Genomic DNA, 18,002 nt, shown 5'->3' with positions numbered 1-18,002 from the left:
AACTCATAAAAATCACTTCGGCAAGGCCATCAAGAAACCACGTAATTCGGCAAAATCTGCTGACAAATCGTGGGATAGCAAAGGTAATTTCGCCCGTACCGCCAGTGGTTTTGGCAACGGCAACTCTTGCCCCAGAATCTCTTCTACGCTCTCTTTGAATTTCGCCGGATGTGCAGTTCCGATAAACAACCCGAATTCACCATCTTGCAATTGGTCACGCAGAACACGGTAAGCAATGGCAGCATGAGGTTCTGAGATATAGCCCAAGCCAGCCAGCTCACGCATGGTGTCTTTGGTTACATCATCACTGACCGCACCATGGCCCAAATCCTTCAACTGCCAGATTTTACGGCGATAGAGTTCTTCAACCCGTGGCCAGTTATTTGGCTGACTGACATCCATGGCATTCGATAACGTCGCCACCGTAGGTTTTGGCTGCCACTGGCCATTAACCAAGAAGCGCGGCACGGTATCATTGGCATTGGTGGCGGCGATAAAACGCTTAACCGGCAATCCCAAGGATTTAGCCAGCAGGCCAGCCGTCAAATCACCAAAATTACCACTTGGCACAGAGATAACCAGTTGATTACGTGCCTCTTGTGGCAGTTGGGCTACGGCTTCAAAGTAATAGCAGATTTGCGCCAATAAACGGCTGATATTGATTGAGTTAGCAGAGTTAAGGCTCAATTCCTGCTTTAACTCTTCATCATCAAAGGCTTGTTTCACCAGTGCCTGACAAGCATCAAAATCGCCATCAATTGCCACGGTGTGAATATTGCCACCCAATGTACAGAACAGTTTCTCCTGCAGTGGGCTGATTTTGCCGCGGGGATAGAGGATAACCACACGCACGTTTTTCAGGCCATAGAACGCATGGGCTACTGCTGCACCGGTGTCGCCAGAGGTCGCCGTTAGGATAGTCACCGGCTGGTCGCCTGCCACTTCAGCCAGCATTTGCGCCATAAAACGTGCGCCGAAATCTTTGAATGCTAATGTCGGGCCGTGGAACAGCTCCAGTGCGGCGATATCATTCTCAACCTGCGCTACCGGTGCCGGGAACTCAAAAGCCGCCTGCACGCGTTTGGTTAAGACTTCGGGAGCAATTTCACTACCAATAAATGCAGACAGAATACGGCTGCTGCGTGTCACAAAATCCAGATCCAGCAATTTATCAATTTCAGTCAGTTCAAACTCAGGTAATTCCAGCGGGAAAAAAAGCCCCTGCTGCTTGCCCAGGCCCTGTGTGATCGCTTGCGCGAAGCTGACCTGCTCGTTGTGATCTTTAAGGTTATACAGTTTCATGCGTTATCCCAGTAGTCGTGCGCCTGCGGTATCCAGACGGCAAATATGAACAAAACCTTCGTCGTTTTGCAGGTAATGATTTTGTAGCCAGTTCGCCATACGCTGCGCGGTTTCTGAGTCGTTACAGACGGCAAACAGAGTCGGGCCGGAGCCGGAAATACCACAGGCCAATGCACCGATATCATGCGCAGCTTGCCGCGCAGCCGCAAAGCCCGGCAATAATTGGGTGCGATAAGGCTCGGCGATGACATCTTTCATCATTTTAGCGGCCAAATCTGGTTGCTGAGTGTGGCAGGCGTGAATGAATCCGGCGACATTGCGCCCGTGCGTGATGCAATCCTGACGGCGATACTGTGCTGGTAAAATCGCCCGCGCTTCAGCCGTTGACACTTTGATGCCCGGATATGCCATCACCCACAGCCAGTCATCAAAACCAGGCACTTCTTGGCTAATATAGCCATCCTGCTCAAGAATCAGCTGCATTCCACCCAAATAGCACGGTGCAACATTATCAAAATGAACACTCCCGGATACCCGCCCTTCCAGTTCCCCCATCAGGCCAAGCAAGGTGACTTTGTCCAACGGCTGGCCACAAAATTCGTTCATTGCCATCAACCCGGCAACCACCGAACAGGCGCTAGACCCCAGCCCTGAGCCAATCGGCATATTCTTTTCCAATACCATCGCCACCGGGATCTCTTTGCCCATTTCTTGGCAAAAACGCTCCCAGCATTGATAAACAATATTCTGTTTCGGGTCGTCAGGCAGTTTACTGACAAAACGGCCTTCATTGCGCAGACTAAAACTCTCTGCCGCCGTCACACTGACACAATCACCCAGCAAGGTGCCGTCAATCGGTGAAACCGCCGCACCCAGCACATCAAACCCGACGCTGACATTGCCAATCGATGCCGGAGCATAGATCTTAACCATATTTAAACTCCCAACTTCCATGATAATGTGCGTAAAAGATCGGCGAACACCCCGGCAGCAGTCACGTCATTACCCGCACCATATCCGCGAAGTACCAACGGAATTGGCTGATAATAGTGGGTATAGAAGGCCAACGCATTCTCACCATTTTTAACTTTATACAGTGGGTCGTTACCGTCCACAGCATCCATCCGGACAATACAACGCCCTTCTTCGATAACCCCGACATAACGCAGCACTTTGCCCTGCTCGCTGGCATCTGCCACCAGACGAGTGAACTCAGCATCCAGTGATGGCAGGCGCGCGAGGAAGCTATCGACATCACCTGAAGCATCAAAGCTTGCTGGCAGAACTGACTCAACCTCAATATCCGTCAGCTCAAGTTTGTACCCTGCTTCACGGGCCAAGATCAACAATTTACGCGCAACGTCCATCCCGGAAAGGTCATCACGTGGGTCGGGCTCGGTATACCCCAGCGCCTTGGCTTGCAACGTCGCCTCCGATAATGTCATCCCTTCGTCGAGCTTACCGAAAATAAAGGAGAGTGAGCCAGACAGAATGCCAGAGAAACGCATCAGCTCGTCACCAGCATTAAGCAAATTCTGTAAGTTTTCGATTACCGGTAAGCCAGCGCCTACGTTGGTGTCATACAAGAATTTACGGCAGGATTTCGCCGCCGCTGCCCGCATCTGACGGTAATAATTCATCGACGATGTGTTCGCTTTTTTGTTTGGCGTCACAACATGGAAACCATCTGCCAAGAAATCAGCATATTGGTCAGCCACCGCCTGGCTGGAGGTACAATCAACAATCACCGGATTGAGCAAGTGGTACTCTTTCACCAGACGAATCAGGCGGCTCAGGTTAAACGGCTCTTTCACTTCGGCCAGCTCGTGACGCCAGTTATCCAGCGCAATACCGTGCACATTGGTCAGCATGGCTTTGGAGTTGGCAATACCACAGACGCGCAAGTCAATATGGCGCTGTTTCAGCCAAGGTTGTTGACGATAGATTTGCTCGATTAATGCCCCACCGACGCCACCAACACCAATGACAAACACTTCAATAACCTGATCGGTATTGAACAGCATCTGATGGCAAACACGCACACCGGTAGTGGCTGCATCATTGCTGACTACCACCGAAATAGAGCGCTCAGATGAACCTTGAGCAATGGCAATGATATTGATATTGGCACGGGCCAGCGCTGAGAAGAAACGGGCCGAAATCCCACGCAGGGTGCGCATACCATCACCGACCACTGAGATGATCGCCAGATGCTCCATGACATCCAAAGGCTCCAGCAGGCCGTCTTTCAGCTCCAGATAGAACTCGTCTTCCAGTGCTCTACGGGCGCGGGATAGCTCTGACTGCGGCACACAGAAACTGATGCTGTATTCAGAAGATGACTGAGTAATCAGCACCACTGAAATACCGCTGCGAGACATTACCGCAAAGACACGGGCTGCCATACCGACCATCCCTTTCATGCCGGGACCTGAGACGTTAATCATCGCCATATTATTCAGGTTGGTGATGCCTTTAACCGGGAAGCCATCGTCGCTGCTCTCGCCACCAATTAAGGTGCCGGGTGCTTGTGGGTTCGAGGTATTTTTAATCAGGCAAGGAATTTGGAATTGGGCAATGGGAGCAATAGTACGAGGGTGGAGAACTGAGGCACCAAAATAGGAAAGTTCCATAGCCTCTTGATATGACATCGATTTCAACAATCGCGCATCAGGAACAACACGCGGGTCACAAGTATATACCCCATCAACATCAGTCCAGATCTCACAACAGTCAGCACGTAAACACGCCGCCAGAGCAGCAGCGGAATAGTCGGAACCATTACGGCCCAGCACCACCAGCTCACCTTTATCATTACCGGCGGTGAAACCCGCCATCAGGATGATGTGGTCAGCAGGAATAGCACTGGAACCGATACGGCGGGTTGACTCAGTGATATCAACTGTGGATTCAAGGTAATGGCCATGAGCCAGCAATTTCTCCACCGGATCAATCACGCTGACTTTATAACCTTTGGCTTGGAATACCGCTTCCATGATGGCAATGGAAAGTTTTTCGCCACGGCAGATGATTGAGGCATTGATACTCTCCGGGCATTGACCCAGCAAAGAGATACCGTGCAAAACATGTTTGAGTTGCGCAAACTCATGGGCCACCAGTGCTTTCAGGCGTTCATAGTCTAAACCGGGTTGCGCATCAGCCAATCCACGCAGCAACTCGGAAAAAATCCGCTCTGCATCGCTAATATTTGGTGAGATATCTTGCCCAGCGACCATTTTGTCAATCATCGCAACCAGGTGATTAGTAATTTTAGCGGGAGCGGATAACACCGTAGCCACTTGCCCCTGACGCGCATTATTTTCAATGATATCGGCAACACGCATAAAGCGTTCTGCATTTGCTACTGATGTCCCGCCAAATTTCAGCACTCGCATTTCTGGTTTTCTCCCGCTTTCGCGCTATTTTTATCGCAAACTTTTTTGCAAAGATTTGATTGAAAAAAAAAGCCCGCACTGTCTAGGTGCGGGCTTTTTTTTGTTGTTTCCTGTACGCGTCAGCCCGCCCCGTAACCTGTGGTTTCGGTGGTGGTAATAATTGTTGTGTTCAGGCTGATGTATCGCATGTCTCTGTCTGTCTCGTAAATTAAGTTCTCCCTCTATTGGTTAAAGCAATCGTCCTCTCAAGTCAAATTTTTTCATCCGCCGCCACCAAGAAATTAGCCCCCGTATAATGGGTAATCGTCTAATTCAGGAAGCATTATCAGCGGATACACATAAAAATCCCCCTAAAATAATAGGGAATAAAACTATTTAATTAGCCTTGGTCAATACAATTAACTTTACTCATTTTTTTTCACCTTAATGATATGAATCCTCCTGGCAGACAATCGATACCCGCTACAGGATAAAACCTCATTGAAGGGACAAAATAGACTGGCTATGGGTTCAAATGGTTTTAAACGCAACAAAAATGAAAACTTTGTCACTTCACTTTACATTTGACTAACATTGATGATAATTCTTCTTATGCTTTTCGATGAAATAGACCGCTGACAAGAAAAAGCTGTTCATTGGCTTTATGTCGAAAGAATATTGATTTTAAACAATAAAAATCAATAGATTAGAAATTTCATTTTTTTGTTACGTCTGTCTTCCAATTTTTAATATTAATAACACTGAATCGATCACATAATTTAACCAACTATCGCTTAAGCTGGTATTCTTGTAAGTCTTTTTCACAAAAGTGTTAACGTGCTACAATTGAATTTGATATATGTCAACAAAGCGTAGTTTTGTTGGGTGGTACATTCGGCTCACACTGTTATATTGCTGTTAATAAGGTTAGGATATGCGCCGCTTTTGTCACCTTTGGGGCTGTAGGGAGTAACACCCCGACCAAGCTAGTGATGTTGTTGACGTTGATGGAAAGTGCATCAAGAACGCGTTTACGTACTTTAGTCATGTGATGAACGGGATGACGAGTAACAAGTCAATAAAAATCCTAATATAACAAAGACTTCTGTACTTCCTATTTCTATTTTGTTGGCAATTTTAGGTAGCAAACATGCAGACCCCGCACATTCTGATCGTAGAAGACGAGATCGTTACTCGTAACACCCTGAAGAGCATTTTCGAGGCGGAAGGCTATGTGGTTCATGAGGCCAATGATGGCGCAGAAATGCACCACATTCTGTCTGAGAATGATATCAACTTAGTTATCATGGACATCAATCTGCCGGGCAAAAATGGCCTGTTGCTAGCACGAGAACTTCGTGAACAAGCAAGTGTTGCCCTAATGTTCCTGACAGGTCGTGATAACGAAGTTGACAAGATCCTTGGTTTGGAAATTGGTGCTGATGATTACATCACCAAACCTTTCAATCCGCGCGAATTAACCATTCGGGCACGTAACCTGCTGTCACGCACCATGAATTTGGGTAGCGTAGGTGAAGAACGCCGCTTGGTTGAAAGCTATAAATTCAATGGCTGGGAGCTGGATATCAATAGCCGCTCACTGATAAGCCCTGCTGGCGAGCATTATAAACTGCCACGCAGTGAGTTCCGCGCCATGCTGCACTTTTGTGAAAATCCAGGCAAGATTCAGTCCCGTGGTGAATTGCTGAAGAAAATGACTGGCCGCGAGCTGAAGCCGCATGATCGTACGGTTGACGTCACCATCCGTCGTATTCGTAAGCATTTCGAATCTACGCCGGACACCCCTGAAATCATCGCCACTATCCATGGTGAAGGTTATCGTTTCTGTGGTGACCTGGAAGAGTAAATCTCTGCCTGTCTACTATAAAAAAAGCCAGCTACAAATGCTGGCTTTTACTTTTGTAGCATTATTACCAAGGCATGATTGGCACTGCACTTATCGCATTTTTCGGTGAACCGTCGACAATCCTGTCTGAGTAAGTGAGATAAACTAAAGCATTACGGTTCGGGTCATAGAAACGAACCACTTGTAGCTTTTTAAAGACCAATGATGTCCGCTTCTGGAAAACCACCGAACCTTCAGATTTCCTATTCTTAATTTTGTCACTTAACTCGATTGGCCCGACTTGCTGACAAGAAATGGCGGCATCAGAAGTATCTTCCGCTAATCCTAATCCCCCCTTGATACCACCGGTTTTTGCCCGGCTGATATAACAAGTTACATTTTTAACATCAGGGTCATCGAAGGCTTCAACCACAATTTTATGGTCAGGTCCCAGCAATTTAAATACCGTATCAACGGAACCAATCTCCTCCGCATGGGCAGTTATTGCCCCTAAAGAAAGTAGGCAGCCAAGGAATATCCAATTTTTTTTCATACACTTACTCCATGTCGTTGAATAACGTTATTCAACGTTAAATATTTATTGCTGACAATAGAGCTCTCGTTAAAAAACCATTTTATAAATCTTAGGTACTTTTTTAACACACAAGGTCAGTAAATTCTTAAGCAGTAGTGAACATAAAAAGTTGCTACTATGCGCCAGAGCTATTCTTTTAATATTACTAATACCCTAAATTTAGGCCGCTTTACGAGGAAGATCTATGGATCAAGCCAGTATCATTCGTGATTTGCTTAGCTGGCTAGAAAGTCATTTAGACCAGCCTTTAGCATTGGACAATGTCGCTGCCAAAGCAGGCTATTCAAAATGGCATTTACAGCGAATGTTCAAGGATGTCACCGGGAATGCTATCGGTGCTTATATCCGTGCCAGAAGGCTATCTAAAGCCGCTGTCGCATTACGATTAACCAGTCGCCCTATTCTGGATATTGCCCTGCAATATCGTTTTGATTCGCAGCAAACTTTCACCCGCGCCTTTAAGAAACAGTTTGCGCAAACACCTGCGCTATACCGTCGGGCGGAAGATTGGAATTCAGCGGGAATATGCCCACCTATCCGGCTCGGGTCATATACTCTACCTCAGCCTGAATTCATTACTTTACCTGAGCAGCACTTGGTGGGTCTGACGCAAAGTTACTCTTGTACACTAGAGCAAATATCGACTCATCGTACTGAATTACGGACTCATTTCTGGCAACAGTATCTTGGTGGTGCCGATCAAGTGCCGCCAGTGCTCTATGGTTTACATCACTCCCGACCTAATCAGGAGAAAGATGACGAGCAAGAGGTTTTCTACACCACAGCTATCGAACCACAGCATGTACCGGGTAATGTGCAGGAAGGGCAACCGATTATCTTGCAAGGTGGCGAGTATGTGCAGTTTAGCTATGATGGGCCACTGGAAGGGTTGCAGGATTTCATTCTCACACTCTATGGCACCTGCTTGCCGCAGTTAGAATTAACGCGTAGGAGTGGATACGATATCGAGCGATTCTTCCCGCAGGGGAGGCCAAAAGATGGGCCTCCGTCCACGTTGAAGTGCGAATATCTCATTCCAATCAGGCGTTAACGCTGTAGTTCATCGAGTGCTGGCATATCCAAGTGGGCGGTATCGCCAGCACTTTCAATAACCCATCCGGAAGCCAGCCAAGGGCTTTCCTGATAATCAACACGTGATAGCGAACAGTTGCGCAAACGTAACCGCCGTTCAGCATAAGCGGGCAAACCAAGCAAGGTACTCAATAAGCACCCTAGCGCCATACCGTGGCTAACTAATAGCGGCTTACTCCCCGCCGGCAGCTCCAGACAGCTATCCAGCGCCGCACGCATCCGATACCCCAGCTCCGTCATCGACTCCCCTTGAGGAATTCGACCACCTTCAGTACCGTTGACCATCTGCTTGCGCCATTGCTCTTCTTCCGGCGTTAAGCTTTCTATCGGGCGTGTTTCTAACACCCCCATATTCAGCTCACGCAGACGCGGGTCTGTCACCATTTCTAACCCACAAGCATCAGCGATGATTTTTGCCGTTTGCTGCGTGCGCCCAAGGTCGCTGGTAATAATATGGGTAATGCCCTGGCTGCGAACTCGTTGTGCAACCAAGTGTGCCTGACGTAGACCAACATCAGTCAGAGGGCTGTCTGATTGGCCCTGAATCTGGCGCGATGCGTTCCACACGGTTTCGCCGTGGCGCACGAGATATACCTGTAACATGTCATTTTTCCGTTATACTGCGTGAAATATACACCAACGCTATTTAAATCTATTCTGAGACTTATTATGTACCATGTTGTTGCCGCAACTACCAACCCTGCAAAGATTAAGGCTATTAGCCTCGCATTTGATGATGTTTATGGCCCCGGCGAGTATCACATTGAAGGTGTTAATGTTGATAGCGGTGTTCCACTGCAACCCATAGGCAGCACTGAGACACGCACCGGTGCCAGACAGCGAGTGAGCAATGCACGTCAGATGTGCCCTGAAGCTGATTTTTGGGTCGGAGTTGAAGCCGGCATTGAAGATAATATGACCTTTGCATGGATGGTAATTGAACACTTGCAGCTCAGAGGGGAATCCCGTTCAGCCAGCTTGATGCTGCCGGATATTATATTGCAAGGGATTCGCCAAGGCCGTGAGCTGGGCGACGAAATGGCAGATTTAACCGGGATATTGAATGTAAAACAACAGGGCGGCGCGATTGGTATTTTTACTGACGGTAAACTGACCCGTACCAGTGTCTATCATCAGGCCCTACTGCTGGCACTGGTGCCATTTCACAATGAAATTTACCAGCGCCCTGAAGCGTAATTAGCTTTTGCCTGTCAATAACTGCGCTTCCAGCCAGCTTTTCAATTCTGGAGGCGCCACTTTCAGGCTATTTGAACCACGGGTGATGGTCGCAATGCCGGCACCCAATTGATTTTTCAGTTCACGCTGGCTCAATTCACCCCGCATTAACTCCTCAATGATACGCACCCGAGTCCCCAGCGCGGTACGCTCATCCGGTGTCAACATTAATTGCAACAGGGGTAAATGGAGGTCTTGCGCAATGGCGTCTTGCAACAGCGCAACGAAAGTCAGCCAGTGCTGATTATCCTCAGTCGACAGATTCGGATCGGTCAATCGTAGTTTTGTCATGATATGCAGCCATACTATTTAACTAGTACAGAAGCATACCATAACCTCACCTATCCCCAAAGTCATTGGCGCCACAGGTAGCCAGCCAGTAAACGCACCCCGATGAGCTGACCCAAGTCAGTGATTCGGGTAAGTGCATGCCACTAGCACCCCTGTGGCTTCAAGGACCAAGTAGAGTCCCCAAAGTCATTGGCGCCACAGGTAGGCAGCCAGTAAACGCCCCCCGATGAGCTGACTCAAGTCAGTGATTCGGGTAAGTGCGTGCCGCTAACACCCCTGTGGCTTCAAGGACGAAGGGGAATCAGTAACGCCGCTGCCACTCAGCATCACTCAGCACCTTCGCTGGGCGATTCATAAAGTGGCGATAAAATGCATCGTAAGCCAATACGTTTTTCACGTAGCCACGGGTTTCTGAGAATGGAATACTTTCGATAAATGCCACGGCATCCACTTGCCCGCCACTGTTCCCCAGCCAGGTATTGACCCGCGATGGACCGGCATTGTAGGCCGCGCTGGATAAAATACGGTTACGACCAAATTGCTGATAAACCTCTTCCAGATAGCTGGTTCCTATCTCTATGTTGGTAATGGGGTCGAGCAACTGGCTGCTATTAACATAACCTGGAATGTTATTCAGTTTGACCGTGTGTTCCGCGGTTCGTGGCATCACCTGCATCAGACCTGTGGCCCCCACTGGCGATTGTGCTTTCGGGTTCCAGGCACTTTCCTGGCGAGCAATGGCCATAGCATAGCTTGGCGTGATTCCTTTGCCTTCAGTCGCCTGACGGAACTCTTTCGGCCATGCCAGAGGGAAGCGCTCTTCCAGATGGTCCCATAATTTAGCCACGATGGTCGCCTGCACACTCAGGTCTGCCCACTTCTGGTTAAATGCATAGCGCGCTAATGCTTCCTGCTCAGGTTTGCTGCGGCTGGCAACCAGATAGCTCCACTCATTACGTGCCAGGTTATCCATATTCCAATACATGAGTTCACGCACTCGAGCGATTTCTGGCCGCTGTGCCAGTGAAGCATCAGGTTTGGTGGCAACCTCCACATTGATAGGGTAAGGAACACCCAGTTTTTGGGCGGCAACCATCGGATAAAAACCACGCTCCTGCATCAGGCTGCGCAAAATAGCTTCGCCCTCGGTTTTCTTACCTTGCTCTAGCAGCAATGAAGCACGCCAGTAGCGCCACTCATCTTTGTTTTGCGACTCAGCGGGTAAACGAGCCATCCAGGTTGCCAGCCCTTGGCGGTCGCCACTGCCCAGAGACATGCGGATACGGCGCTCCAGCAATGGTGTCGAATGACTGCGTAAGGTCACTTGATCGCGCCATTTGGCTTGGTCGTAAGTCGCATCATTGCCCATCAAACGCCAGGCCACCGCTTCTTCCAGCTCCAGCTTTTCGCTGTCACTCATTTTTTGCAGCCGTGCCAACGTGGGTATCATCGCCCGTGCATTTTCCACGTCCTGACGAGCCAACCGGGTAAAGGCAATAATGGTGGCTGAGCGAGTAAAGTCTGTCGGCCCAACGGTACGGGCAAAGCTTTCAACGCTAGCAGGGTCACTTTGCAATTTCGCCAGTGCCGTCCCCATCGTCTGATAATCTGCTGGCAATTGTTTGAGTAAGTAACTCACCAGACTGGCATTGCCCTCTTTAAGGGCTAACTTCATCCGTGCCAGTGTTGCCAAGGGTGTTTGATGTCCGGCTTGCTGCCAAACACTGAATAATTTATCGCAACTGCCGGGTAGTGTCTGACCATTAAGCCAAACTTCACTCGCCCCATCCCACGCGACTTGCTGCTCACCGGTTGCCCATTTGGCATAGTAATAATTACAGCGGGCGGCGACCGGTTGCGGAGCTTGCGGGCTGAACGCTAATAACCCGCGCCAATCCTCACGACGTGCCAGTTCATTAACAAAACGCGATGACAGCGAACGTGCTGGTGGCAACGTCGGGTTACGAGTCAGAAAATCGTTCACTTGTGCCGCACTCACCTGACTCAAATCTTGTGTTAACTGGCGGTATTCCAGATACGGATACAGAGGATAGTCGCGCAACGTCGGCATCAATTGCGTCACGGTATCCATCTGATTGCTGTCCCAAGCTTGTTTAACTTGTTGATAGCGTTGCCGTTGGGCATCAATGGAGTCTGCGAAGGCCACTCCTGAAGTCGTCACCAGACATACGCCAATCGCCAGATATCGCCACTTGTCCATACTTACTGTTTCCTCACTGGTTGTTGGCTACTGCACTTTGCTTACCGCAACTTCTGATTAGCATAGTCATAATTAGTTCCGGCAGCAGGACATACTAACTAAGAGTTTCACCTGATAGCCAGCGATTACACGCACCAATGGATAGAGAAAATTAATATTTCTGAATGAAGGTTTCACGTCAAGCGAAGTAAGGGAGATTACTGGCTGGAGAGTTCATCGTGTAATGACTTATTATTCACAATGTTAGTCGCTATTTATGGTCAAATGCTTCGACTTTATTATCTCAGATCAAGACACTATTTTGATAAAAATCTACTATCCTTGTCTAATATAACTATGTTGTTGTAAATATATCATTCAGAATCATTTTTTGTCTTTTAATAAAAATCAAAAAATTAAGGAGCAGGATCTTTTCATGGAAGAAAGAAGATTATTCTCTCTGCCCCACATTGGTGAAATAGTCCGATGACTCAATCAAATGGATAGATAGACTTCAGATTTATTAATTTTTAAGAAGGTTCTTTCAATGCAAAACTCATCAAACCATACGTCCGGAGCGAAGCCCCCAGAGGGAAAGGCCTGGTATCAGCTTACTGCGGAAGAATCTTTGCAGCATTTAAATAGCCGCGAAGAAGGTTTAACCCAACAAGAGGCGGAAGAACGTCTTAAACAATACGGCCCCAATGCACTACCGGCCAAAAAAAGTAAGCATCCCTTACTGCAGTTTTTAGCGCACTTTAATGATGTCCTGATTTACATTCTATTAGCTGCGGCGTTAGTTAAAGGTCTAATGGGCCACACTGTTGACACTATTATTATCCTTTGTGTGGCAGTCATTAACGCATTAATTGGTTACATTCAAGAAAATAAAGCCGAGAAATCTCTGAAAAGCATTCAGAATATGCTTTCCAGTAAAGCCGTCGTAATACGTAATGGCAACGCACAAACTATTGATGCACAGAATTTAGTCCCCGGTGATATCGTCACATTGAAACCAGGGGATAAAATTCCAGCCGACTTGCGGCTACTCGAAGCCCATAATCTCCAGATTGAAGAAGCTATCCTGACCGGTGAATCAACCGTCGTTGAGAAACAAATCGGGGTAATTGAAGACGAATCAGTCATTGGGGACCGCAAAAACCTGCTGTTCTCAGGCACCACTATCAGCGCAGGTACCGCAAAAGGTATGGTCATTGCCAGTGGCGGTGACACTGAACTCGGTCATATCAACCAGATGATGTCGACCGTCGAATCAACCCGAACGCCACTGTTACAACAGATGGACCGGTTGGGTAAAGCCATCTTTATTCTGATTCTGGTGATGATGGCCTTCTTGTTCGTCTTCGCCTTTATCTTGCGTGACTTGCCAGTCAATGAACTGCTGTTGGCCTTGATAAGCCTGGCTGTGGCATCGGTTCCTGAAGGGCTGCCCGCCATTATTTCGATTATTCTATCCTTGGGTGTGCAAGCGATGGCGCGCAACCGCGCGATTATCCGCAAGCTGCCAACAGTAGAAACCTTAGGTGCGATGACCGTCGTCTGTTCCGATAAAACCGGTACATTGACGATGAATGAGATGACAGTCAAAGCGGTGATTCTGGCTGAGCATTGCTATCGAGTGGAAGGCGAAAGCTACGAGCCAGTCGGTAATATTTGTCCTGAGGGCAGCGATGAGCAAGCCACTCTTGCTGGGCCGTTAAAAACATTTATCACTGCGGTGAATTTATGTAATGACAGCCAGATTCAAAAGAATGACCAAGGTCACTGGGCCATTACTGGCGGCCCCACTGAAGGCGCACTGAAGGTGCTGGCTGCCAAATCTGGCATTGATCTGGGTCAGATCACTCAACACGGTAAAATTCCTTTCGATTCTGCCTATAAATACATGGCCACCAGCCATCAAGTTCAGTCAGAAAACAGTATCTTCCTGACCGGTGCTCCTGATGTGCTGTTTACTTTCTGCCAGCAAGAACTGACGGACACCGGTGTTGCACCATTCCGTCGTGACTACTGGGAAGCCGAGATGGCGCGCTATGCCAAGCAGGGCTTGCGTATGGTCGCCGCCGCCTTCCGCCCAACAGAGCAAGCGATCAGCGATTTAGACCACAGCGATATCCAGCAAGGTATGGTGTTTGTCGGTATCGCCGGCATGATGGATCCACCACGCCCAGAAGCTATCGATGCGATTGCGACCTGCCAGCAGGCTGGTATTCGCGTCAAGATGATAACCGGCGACCATCAGGAAACAGCCATGGCGATTGGTGCCATGCTGGGGATAGGTAATGGGAAAGACTCCATTACCGGTGGTCAGTTGGAGCACATGGATGATAAAGAACTGGCCGAAGCCGCCGTTCGTTATGATATTTTTGCCCGTACCAGCCCGGAACATAAGCTGCGTCTGGTAAAAGCCTTACAAGAGAAAGGCGAAATCGTCGGAATGACCGGCGATGGCGTAAACGATGCTCCGGCGCTGAAACAAGCTGACGTGGGTATCGCTATGGGTATCAAGGGTACCGAAGTCACCAAAGAAGCTGCCGATATGGTGCTATCTGATGATAACTTCGCCACCATCGCCAGTGCCGTTGAAGAAGGCCGTCGTGTTTACGATAACCTGAAGAAAACCATTCTGTTTGTATTGCCGACCAACTTGGCGCAAGGGTTGTTAATTATCTTTGCCATCCTGGCTGGTGCCGTGATCCCACTGACGCCATTGCAAATCCTCTGGATAAACATGGCAACCTCCACCACGCTTTCCTTCGGTTTGGCCTTTGAACCGGCAGAAAGAGGCATTATGCGCCGTAATCCACGTGACCCATCAAAACACGTGTTAGATGGTCATGCCATCTGGCGTATCGCGTTTGTCGGCACCTTGATTGCTTGTAGTGCATTCGCCCTGGAAGCCTATTTGGAACCACGCGGTTACAGCACTGAATTTATCCGGACTGTGTTGATGCAAACATTAGTGACCGCGCAGTGGATTTATATGTTTAACTGCCGCGTAATGGATAGATTCCCGTTGAATAAAGAAGTCTTTGTTAACAAGGGGCTGTGGTTGGTTTCTGGTGTCCTGATCGTATTGCAGTTAGCTATTATCTATCTGCCATTTATGAATACCGCTTTCGGTACCGAGCCATTACCGGCTTATTACTGGGGCCTGATACTGTTGGTTTCTATCGCGATCTTCCTAGTGGTCGAAGTAGAAAAATGGGTCATCGGACGTTTCAAACGCACCTCGAATCCTATCTAATATCCATCCGTCATCACGACACAAGCCCGGCTAATCAGCCGGGCTTTTTATTTATCGCCAATTAGCCTGACACTGTAGCTAAGATAAATCACAGATTGCCGATACCATGACTATTATTGCATCAATAAAATCTTATAATAGAATGGTAGCGATTAATTATTTGACCGCTGCAACTCATGTCGCCCTACAGGAAGCGCAGAAATGAATATCGCACCTTGCGCAATTAACGGCGTCAGCAATTATAAACGCTATTATCCGCAAAATCTGATGACATCACAGCGTGTCTGGCGCGCCTGTGCCTGCGGTTTATTATTTCTCGCTATTTTATTTACATCGATGCCTTTAATGGCCACAAATAATATCAGTGACGAAGTGGTACATGAGCGCAGTAATGCGGCCGCAAAAATGGTGTTGGGTATTATCAGCTATTCGCGCTGGCCAACCCCCCTGCCCGTCACTCGCCTATGTGTTGTAGCCCCCACCCACTACGCAGAAGCGCTATTTAACCCGGCATTAATGAAAACGGCACATCCAATTAAGACACAGCGCTATTCACTGCCTGATGCCTCTATAGCGACTCATTGTGATGTCGTTTATCTGGGTATTATTGGGGATAAACAGCGCCAGGAACTGGCTATCCAACTCGCCGGACATTCAATTCTTACTATCAGCGAAGATTATGAGCAATGCACCTTGGGCAGTGCATTTTGTCTGCTACTGGAAGATGAGCAAGCCTCATTCAAAGTCAATATGGATGCATTAGCACGCGGTGGGGTTCGAGTTCATCCCAACGTGTTGCAACTTGCCCGTAAAAAGGCTGACGCATTATGAGTTCAATAAAAGATAAATCTGCGAGTCAGATAAAAAATCAAACTAATGCTGTAAAGCTCCCCACACTTGGCCGTGTATTGGGAAAAATACATTTAACAGTGGCAATAGTCTCCGTCGCGACAGCGGGTATTTTCCTGACATTAGCGGCTCTATTTGCACTGCGGGTTTATGCTGACCATAACCTGCATTTGATCGCCCGCTCCATCAGCTATACCACCGAGGCGGCGGTGGTCTTCGGCGATAAGATAGTTGCCAACGAGGCGCTGTCGCTGATTGCGACCAATGAGGAAGTCGCGCAGGCCAAGATTTTAGATGTGAAAGGCCGAGAGATAGCCAGTTGGACGCTACCTGATGATGGCCCGATACATTATATGGAGCAAAGCGTTGCCCGCTGGGCACTACCAGAACCGGTGGTACTGCCGATGGTTCATGCAGGTACTGAAATCGGCAAAATAGTGATTGTCGGTCATGGCGGCAGCCTGCTGCGTTTTCTGCTGCAAGGATTAGCCGGGCTGCTTATCTGTCTGGTTCTCAGTACTGCGGTGGCACTATTCCTATCACGCCGCATGCTGTTTGGCATCATCGGTTCACTGAATCGCATTACTGAAGTGGCTCATAATGTCAGTCGCCATCGCAGCTTTGGCCAACGTGTTCCTTCGGCGCAAATCGCCGAGTTGAATGAGTTAAGTCATGATTTCAATGGGTTGCTAGAAGAACTTGAAGTTTGGCAGAAACACTTAACTCAGGAAAATGACTCGCTCGCACACCGCGCAGCCCATGATAGCCTGACCGGTTTGGCCAACCGTGCTTTCTTTGAAGGCCGTTTAAGCCGAACACTTAAGGATTGTAAAACCAACGAACACGCGGCGGTTTTGTTCCTTGATGGCGATCGTTTTAAAGAGATCAATGACAACTATGGCCATGCCGCAGGCGATGTGGTGCTGACGACCATTGCTGACCGTATTCGCGCGCTATTGCGTGAGTCTGATTTAGTGGCACGTCTGGGCGGTGATGAATTCGCGGTATTACTGGCACCCATTCATGACACAGATGACGTGCTCACCATTGCTGATAATATTATTGAAAGTATGACCCAACCAATAGTACTGGTGGATGGAATTGAAATTACCACCTCCCTCAGTATTGGTATTGCTGTTTACCCTGATCATGCGCAAACGCCGGAAGAGTTATTACAAAGAGCAGATGAAGCAATGTATCAGGCAAAGAAAGGTTTCCGGCCAAGCGAACGAGGCATTGTTCATCAGTCGGGCTTGATTTACACAGAAGATTCTCAAACAGAAAGCTTAGGGTAGGTGACATGCTGGATTTAAAAAGTCTTCGTCAGAGAAATCCCATTTGGCTCAGTTTTTTTGCTATTTGTTTGTTGGTATTAACGGGGTGTCAGGCCAAACCACAAGGGCTCACACCGGAACAAATTGCCGCATTACAGGAACAAGGCTTTAAATTAACAGACAATGGCTGGGAATTTGGACTCACCAATAAAGTCTTATTCGACAGCGACGTTAGAAAGTTAAACTCGTCTGGCACACAAACCGTGCAAAACATTGGTCAGGCATTGCACAATGTCGGCATCAATCATCTGCGCGTTGATGGCCACACTGACGCAACGGGTGAAGATAGCTATAACCAGAAGCTCTCTTACGAGCGCGCCGCCGCAGTAGCGGATTCACTGGCAACTATTGGTATTCCAAGAACCAATATTGATGTGCGTGGCCGGGGTAAATTAGAACCGGTGGCGGATAACCGCAGTGCAAAAGGCCGGGCAGAAAACCGCCGCGTAGCCATGATAGTGACCGTGCCATAACCTTTTTATGCCAGTCTAGCGGATGAGCTTCCAGTATGAAGCTCATTACCTGACATACCATAAGCGTAAGCAACTTATACACCGGCGACTTGAAAGATGACGGGTATAGTAAAACGGGCTACACTCCGCACCAGACATCCTA

Annotated in this window: 15 protein-coding genes, 1 pseudogene and 1 other annotated feature; of the genes and pseudogenes, 7 read left to right on the top strand and 9 right to left on the bottom strand. The window is 48.3% G+C overall.

From position 1 onward, the window contains the following. Nucleotides 1-12: 12 nt before the first annotated feature. From thrC to yjjY, 5 genes are all read right to left on the bottom strand, one after another. Nucleotides 13-1,302 carry a threonine synthase gene (gene thrC, locus DJ58_RS05770; protein ID WP_004706060.1) on the bottom strand — a complete coding sequence of 430 codons (1,290 nt, stop codon included), beginning with the start codon at nt 1,300-1,302 and terminating at the stop codon, nt 13-15. Nucleotides 1,303-1,305: 3 nt separating this feature from the next. After that, nucleotides 1,306-2,235 carry a homoserine kinase gene (gene thrB, locus DJ58_RS05775; protein WP_004706057.1) on the bottom strand — a complete coding sequence of 310 codons (930 nt, stop codon included), beginning with the start codon at nt 2,233-2,235 and terminating at the stop codon, nt 1,306-1,308. Nucleotides 2,236-2,237: 2 nt separating this feature from the next. After that, nucleotides 2,238-4,697, bottom strand: coding sequence for a bifunctional aspartate kinase/homoserine dehydrogenase I (gene thrA, locus DJ58_RS05780; RefSeq protein ID WP_004706056.1), 2,460 nt, complete (start codon nt 4,695-4,697; stop codon nt 2,238-2,240). A 62-nt stretch (nt 4,698-4,759) separates the two neighbouring features. Further along, nucleotides 4,760-4,878 (bottom strand) — a sequence feature (Thr leader region). Further along, nucleotides 4,817-4,885 carry a thr operon leader peptide gene (thrL, locus tag DJ58_RS22845; RefSeq protein ID WP_002231504.1) on the bottom strand — a complete coding sequence of 23 codons (69 nt, stop codon included), beginning with the start codon at nt 4,883-4,885 and terminating at the stop codon, nt 4,817-4,819. (Overlaps the previous feature by 62 nt.) A gap of 698 nt (nt 4,886-5,583) precedes the next feature. After that, nucleotides 5,584-5,724, bottom strand: coding sequence for a YjjY family protein (gene yjjY / locus DJ58_RS23925; RefSeq protein ID WP_004706054.1), 141 nt, complete (start codon nt 5,722-5,724; stop codon nt 5,584-5,586). Between the two features lie 102 nt (nt 5,725-5,826). Between yjjY and arcA the strand changes: the two genes are divergently transcribed. Next, nucleotides 5,827-6,543, top strand: a complete 717-nt coding sequence (gene arcA, locus DJ58_RS05785) for a two-component system response regulator ArcA (RefSeq protein ID WP_004706052.1) — start codon at nt 5,827-5,829, stop codon at nt 6,541-6,543. A 64-nt stretch (nt 6,544-6,607) separates the two neighbouring features. Here the strand turns inward: arcA and creA are convergent, their stop codons facing one another. Continuing rightward, nucleotides 6,608-7,075, bottom strand: coding sequence for a protein CreA (creA, locus tag DJ58_RS05790; RefSeq protein WP_004706048.1), 468 nt, complete (start codon nt 7,073-7,075; stop codon nt 6,608-6,610). Between the two features lie 226 nt (nt 7,076-7,301). On the opposite strand from creA, the gene robA reads away from it, so the two are divergent. Then, a complete protein-coding gene (gene robA, locus DJ58_RS05795; RefSeq protein ID WP_032909910.1) occupies nt 7,302-8,168 on the top strand; it encodes an MDR efflux pump AcrAB transcriptional activator RobA in 867 nt (288 codons plus the stop codon). Here the strand turns inward: robA and gpmB are convergent. Beyond that, complete coding sequence (gene gpmB / locus DJ58_RS05800; RefSeq protein ID WP_032909909.1) at nt 8,165-8,812, bottom strand: 2,3-diphosphoglycerate-dependent phosphoglycerate mutase GpmB; 648 nt, start codon at nt 8,810-8,812, stop codon at nt 8,165-8,167. The two genes, robA and gpmB, sit on opposite strands and share 4 nt — an antisense overlap. Before the next feature lie 66 nt (nt 8,813-8,878). On the opposite strand from gpmB, the gene yjjX reads away from it, so the two are divergent. Continuing rightward, entirely contained in the window at nt 8,879-9,406 is a 528-nt protein-coding gene (gene yjjX, locus DJ58_RS05805) for an inosine/xanthosine triphosphatase (protein ID WP_004706045.1), read from the top strand. Here yjjX and trpR read toward each other — a convergent pair. Continuing rightward, nucleotides 9,407-9,715 (bottom strand): annotated as a pseudogene (trpR, locus tag DJ58_RS05810) (trp operon repressor); the annotation flags it as partial. Nucleotides 9,716-10,037: 322 nt separating this feature from the next. Next, on the bottom strand, nt 10,038-11,957 hold the full coding sequence (gene sltY / locus DJ58_RS05815; RefSeq protein WP_004706040.1) for a murein transglycosylase: 1,920 nt from the start codon (nt 11,955-11,957) through the stop codon (nt 10,038-10,040). A gap of 526 nt (nt 11,958-12,483) precedes the next feature. Here sltY and DJ58_RS05820 point away from each other — a divergent pair. The 4 genes from DJ58_RS05820 (at nt 12,484) to yfiB (ending at nt 17,860) form a co-directional block, all read left to right on the top strand. Next, nucleotides 12,484-15,204: a cation-transporting P-type ATPase gene (locus DJ58_RS05820; protein WP_004706038.1), complete on the top strand. Its 2,721-nt coding sequence runs from the start codon at nt 12,484-12,486 to the stop codon at nt 15,202-15,204. Between the two features lie 201 nt (nt 15,205-15,405). Further along, nucleotides 15,406-16,035, top strand: coding sequence for a regulatory sequestration protein YfiR (gene yfiR / locus DJ58_RS05825; protein WP_004706037.1), 630 nt, complete (start codon nt 15,406-15,408; stop codon nt 16,033-16,035). Beyond that, a complete protein-coding gene (dgcN, locus tag DJ58_RS05830; protein WP_032909905.1) occupies nt 16,032-17,348 on the top strand; it encodes a diguanylate cyclase DgcN/YfiN in 1,317 nt (438 codons plus the stop codon). Before yfiR ends, dgcN begins: the two co-directional genes overlap by 4 nt. 5 nt (nt 17,349-17,353) lie before the next feature. Then, on the top strand, nt 17,354-17,860 hold the full coding sequence (gene yfiB / locus DJ58_RS05835; RefSeq protein ID WP_004706033.1) for an outer membrane lipoprotein YfiB: 507 nt from the start codon (nt 17,354-17,356) through the stop codon (nt 17,858-17,860). The last annotated feature ends 142 nt before the right edge of the window (nt 17,861-18,002 follow it).

The organism is Yersinia frederiksenii ATCC 33641 (assembly GCF_000754805.1).
GTDB classification, from domain to species: domain Bacteria; phylum Pseudomonadota; class Gammaproteobacteria; order Enterobacterales; family Enterobacteriaceae; genus Yersinia; species Yersinia frederiksenii.
Note: the sequence above shows the minus strand (reverse complement) of the source record. Positions and strands in the feature narration are given on the sequence as shown.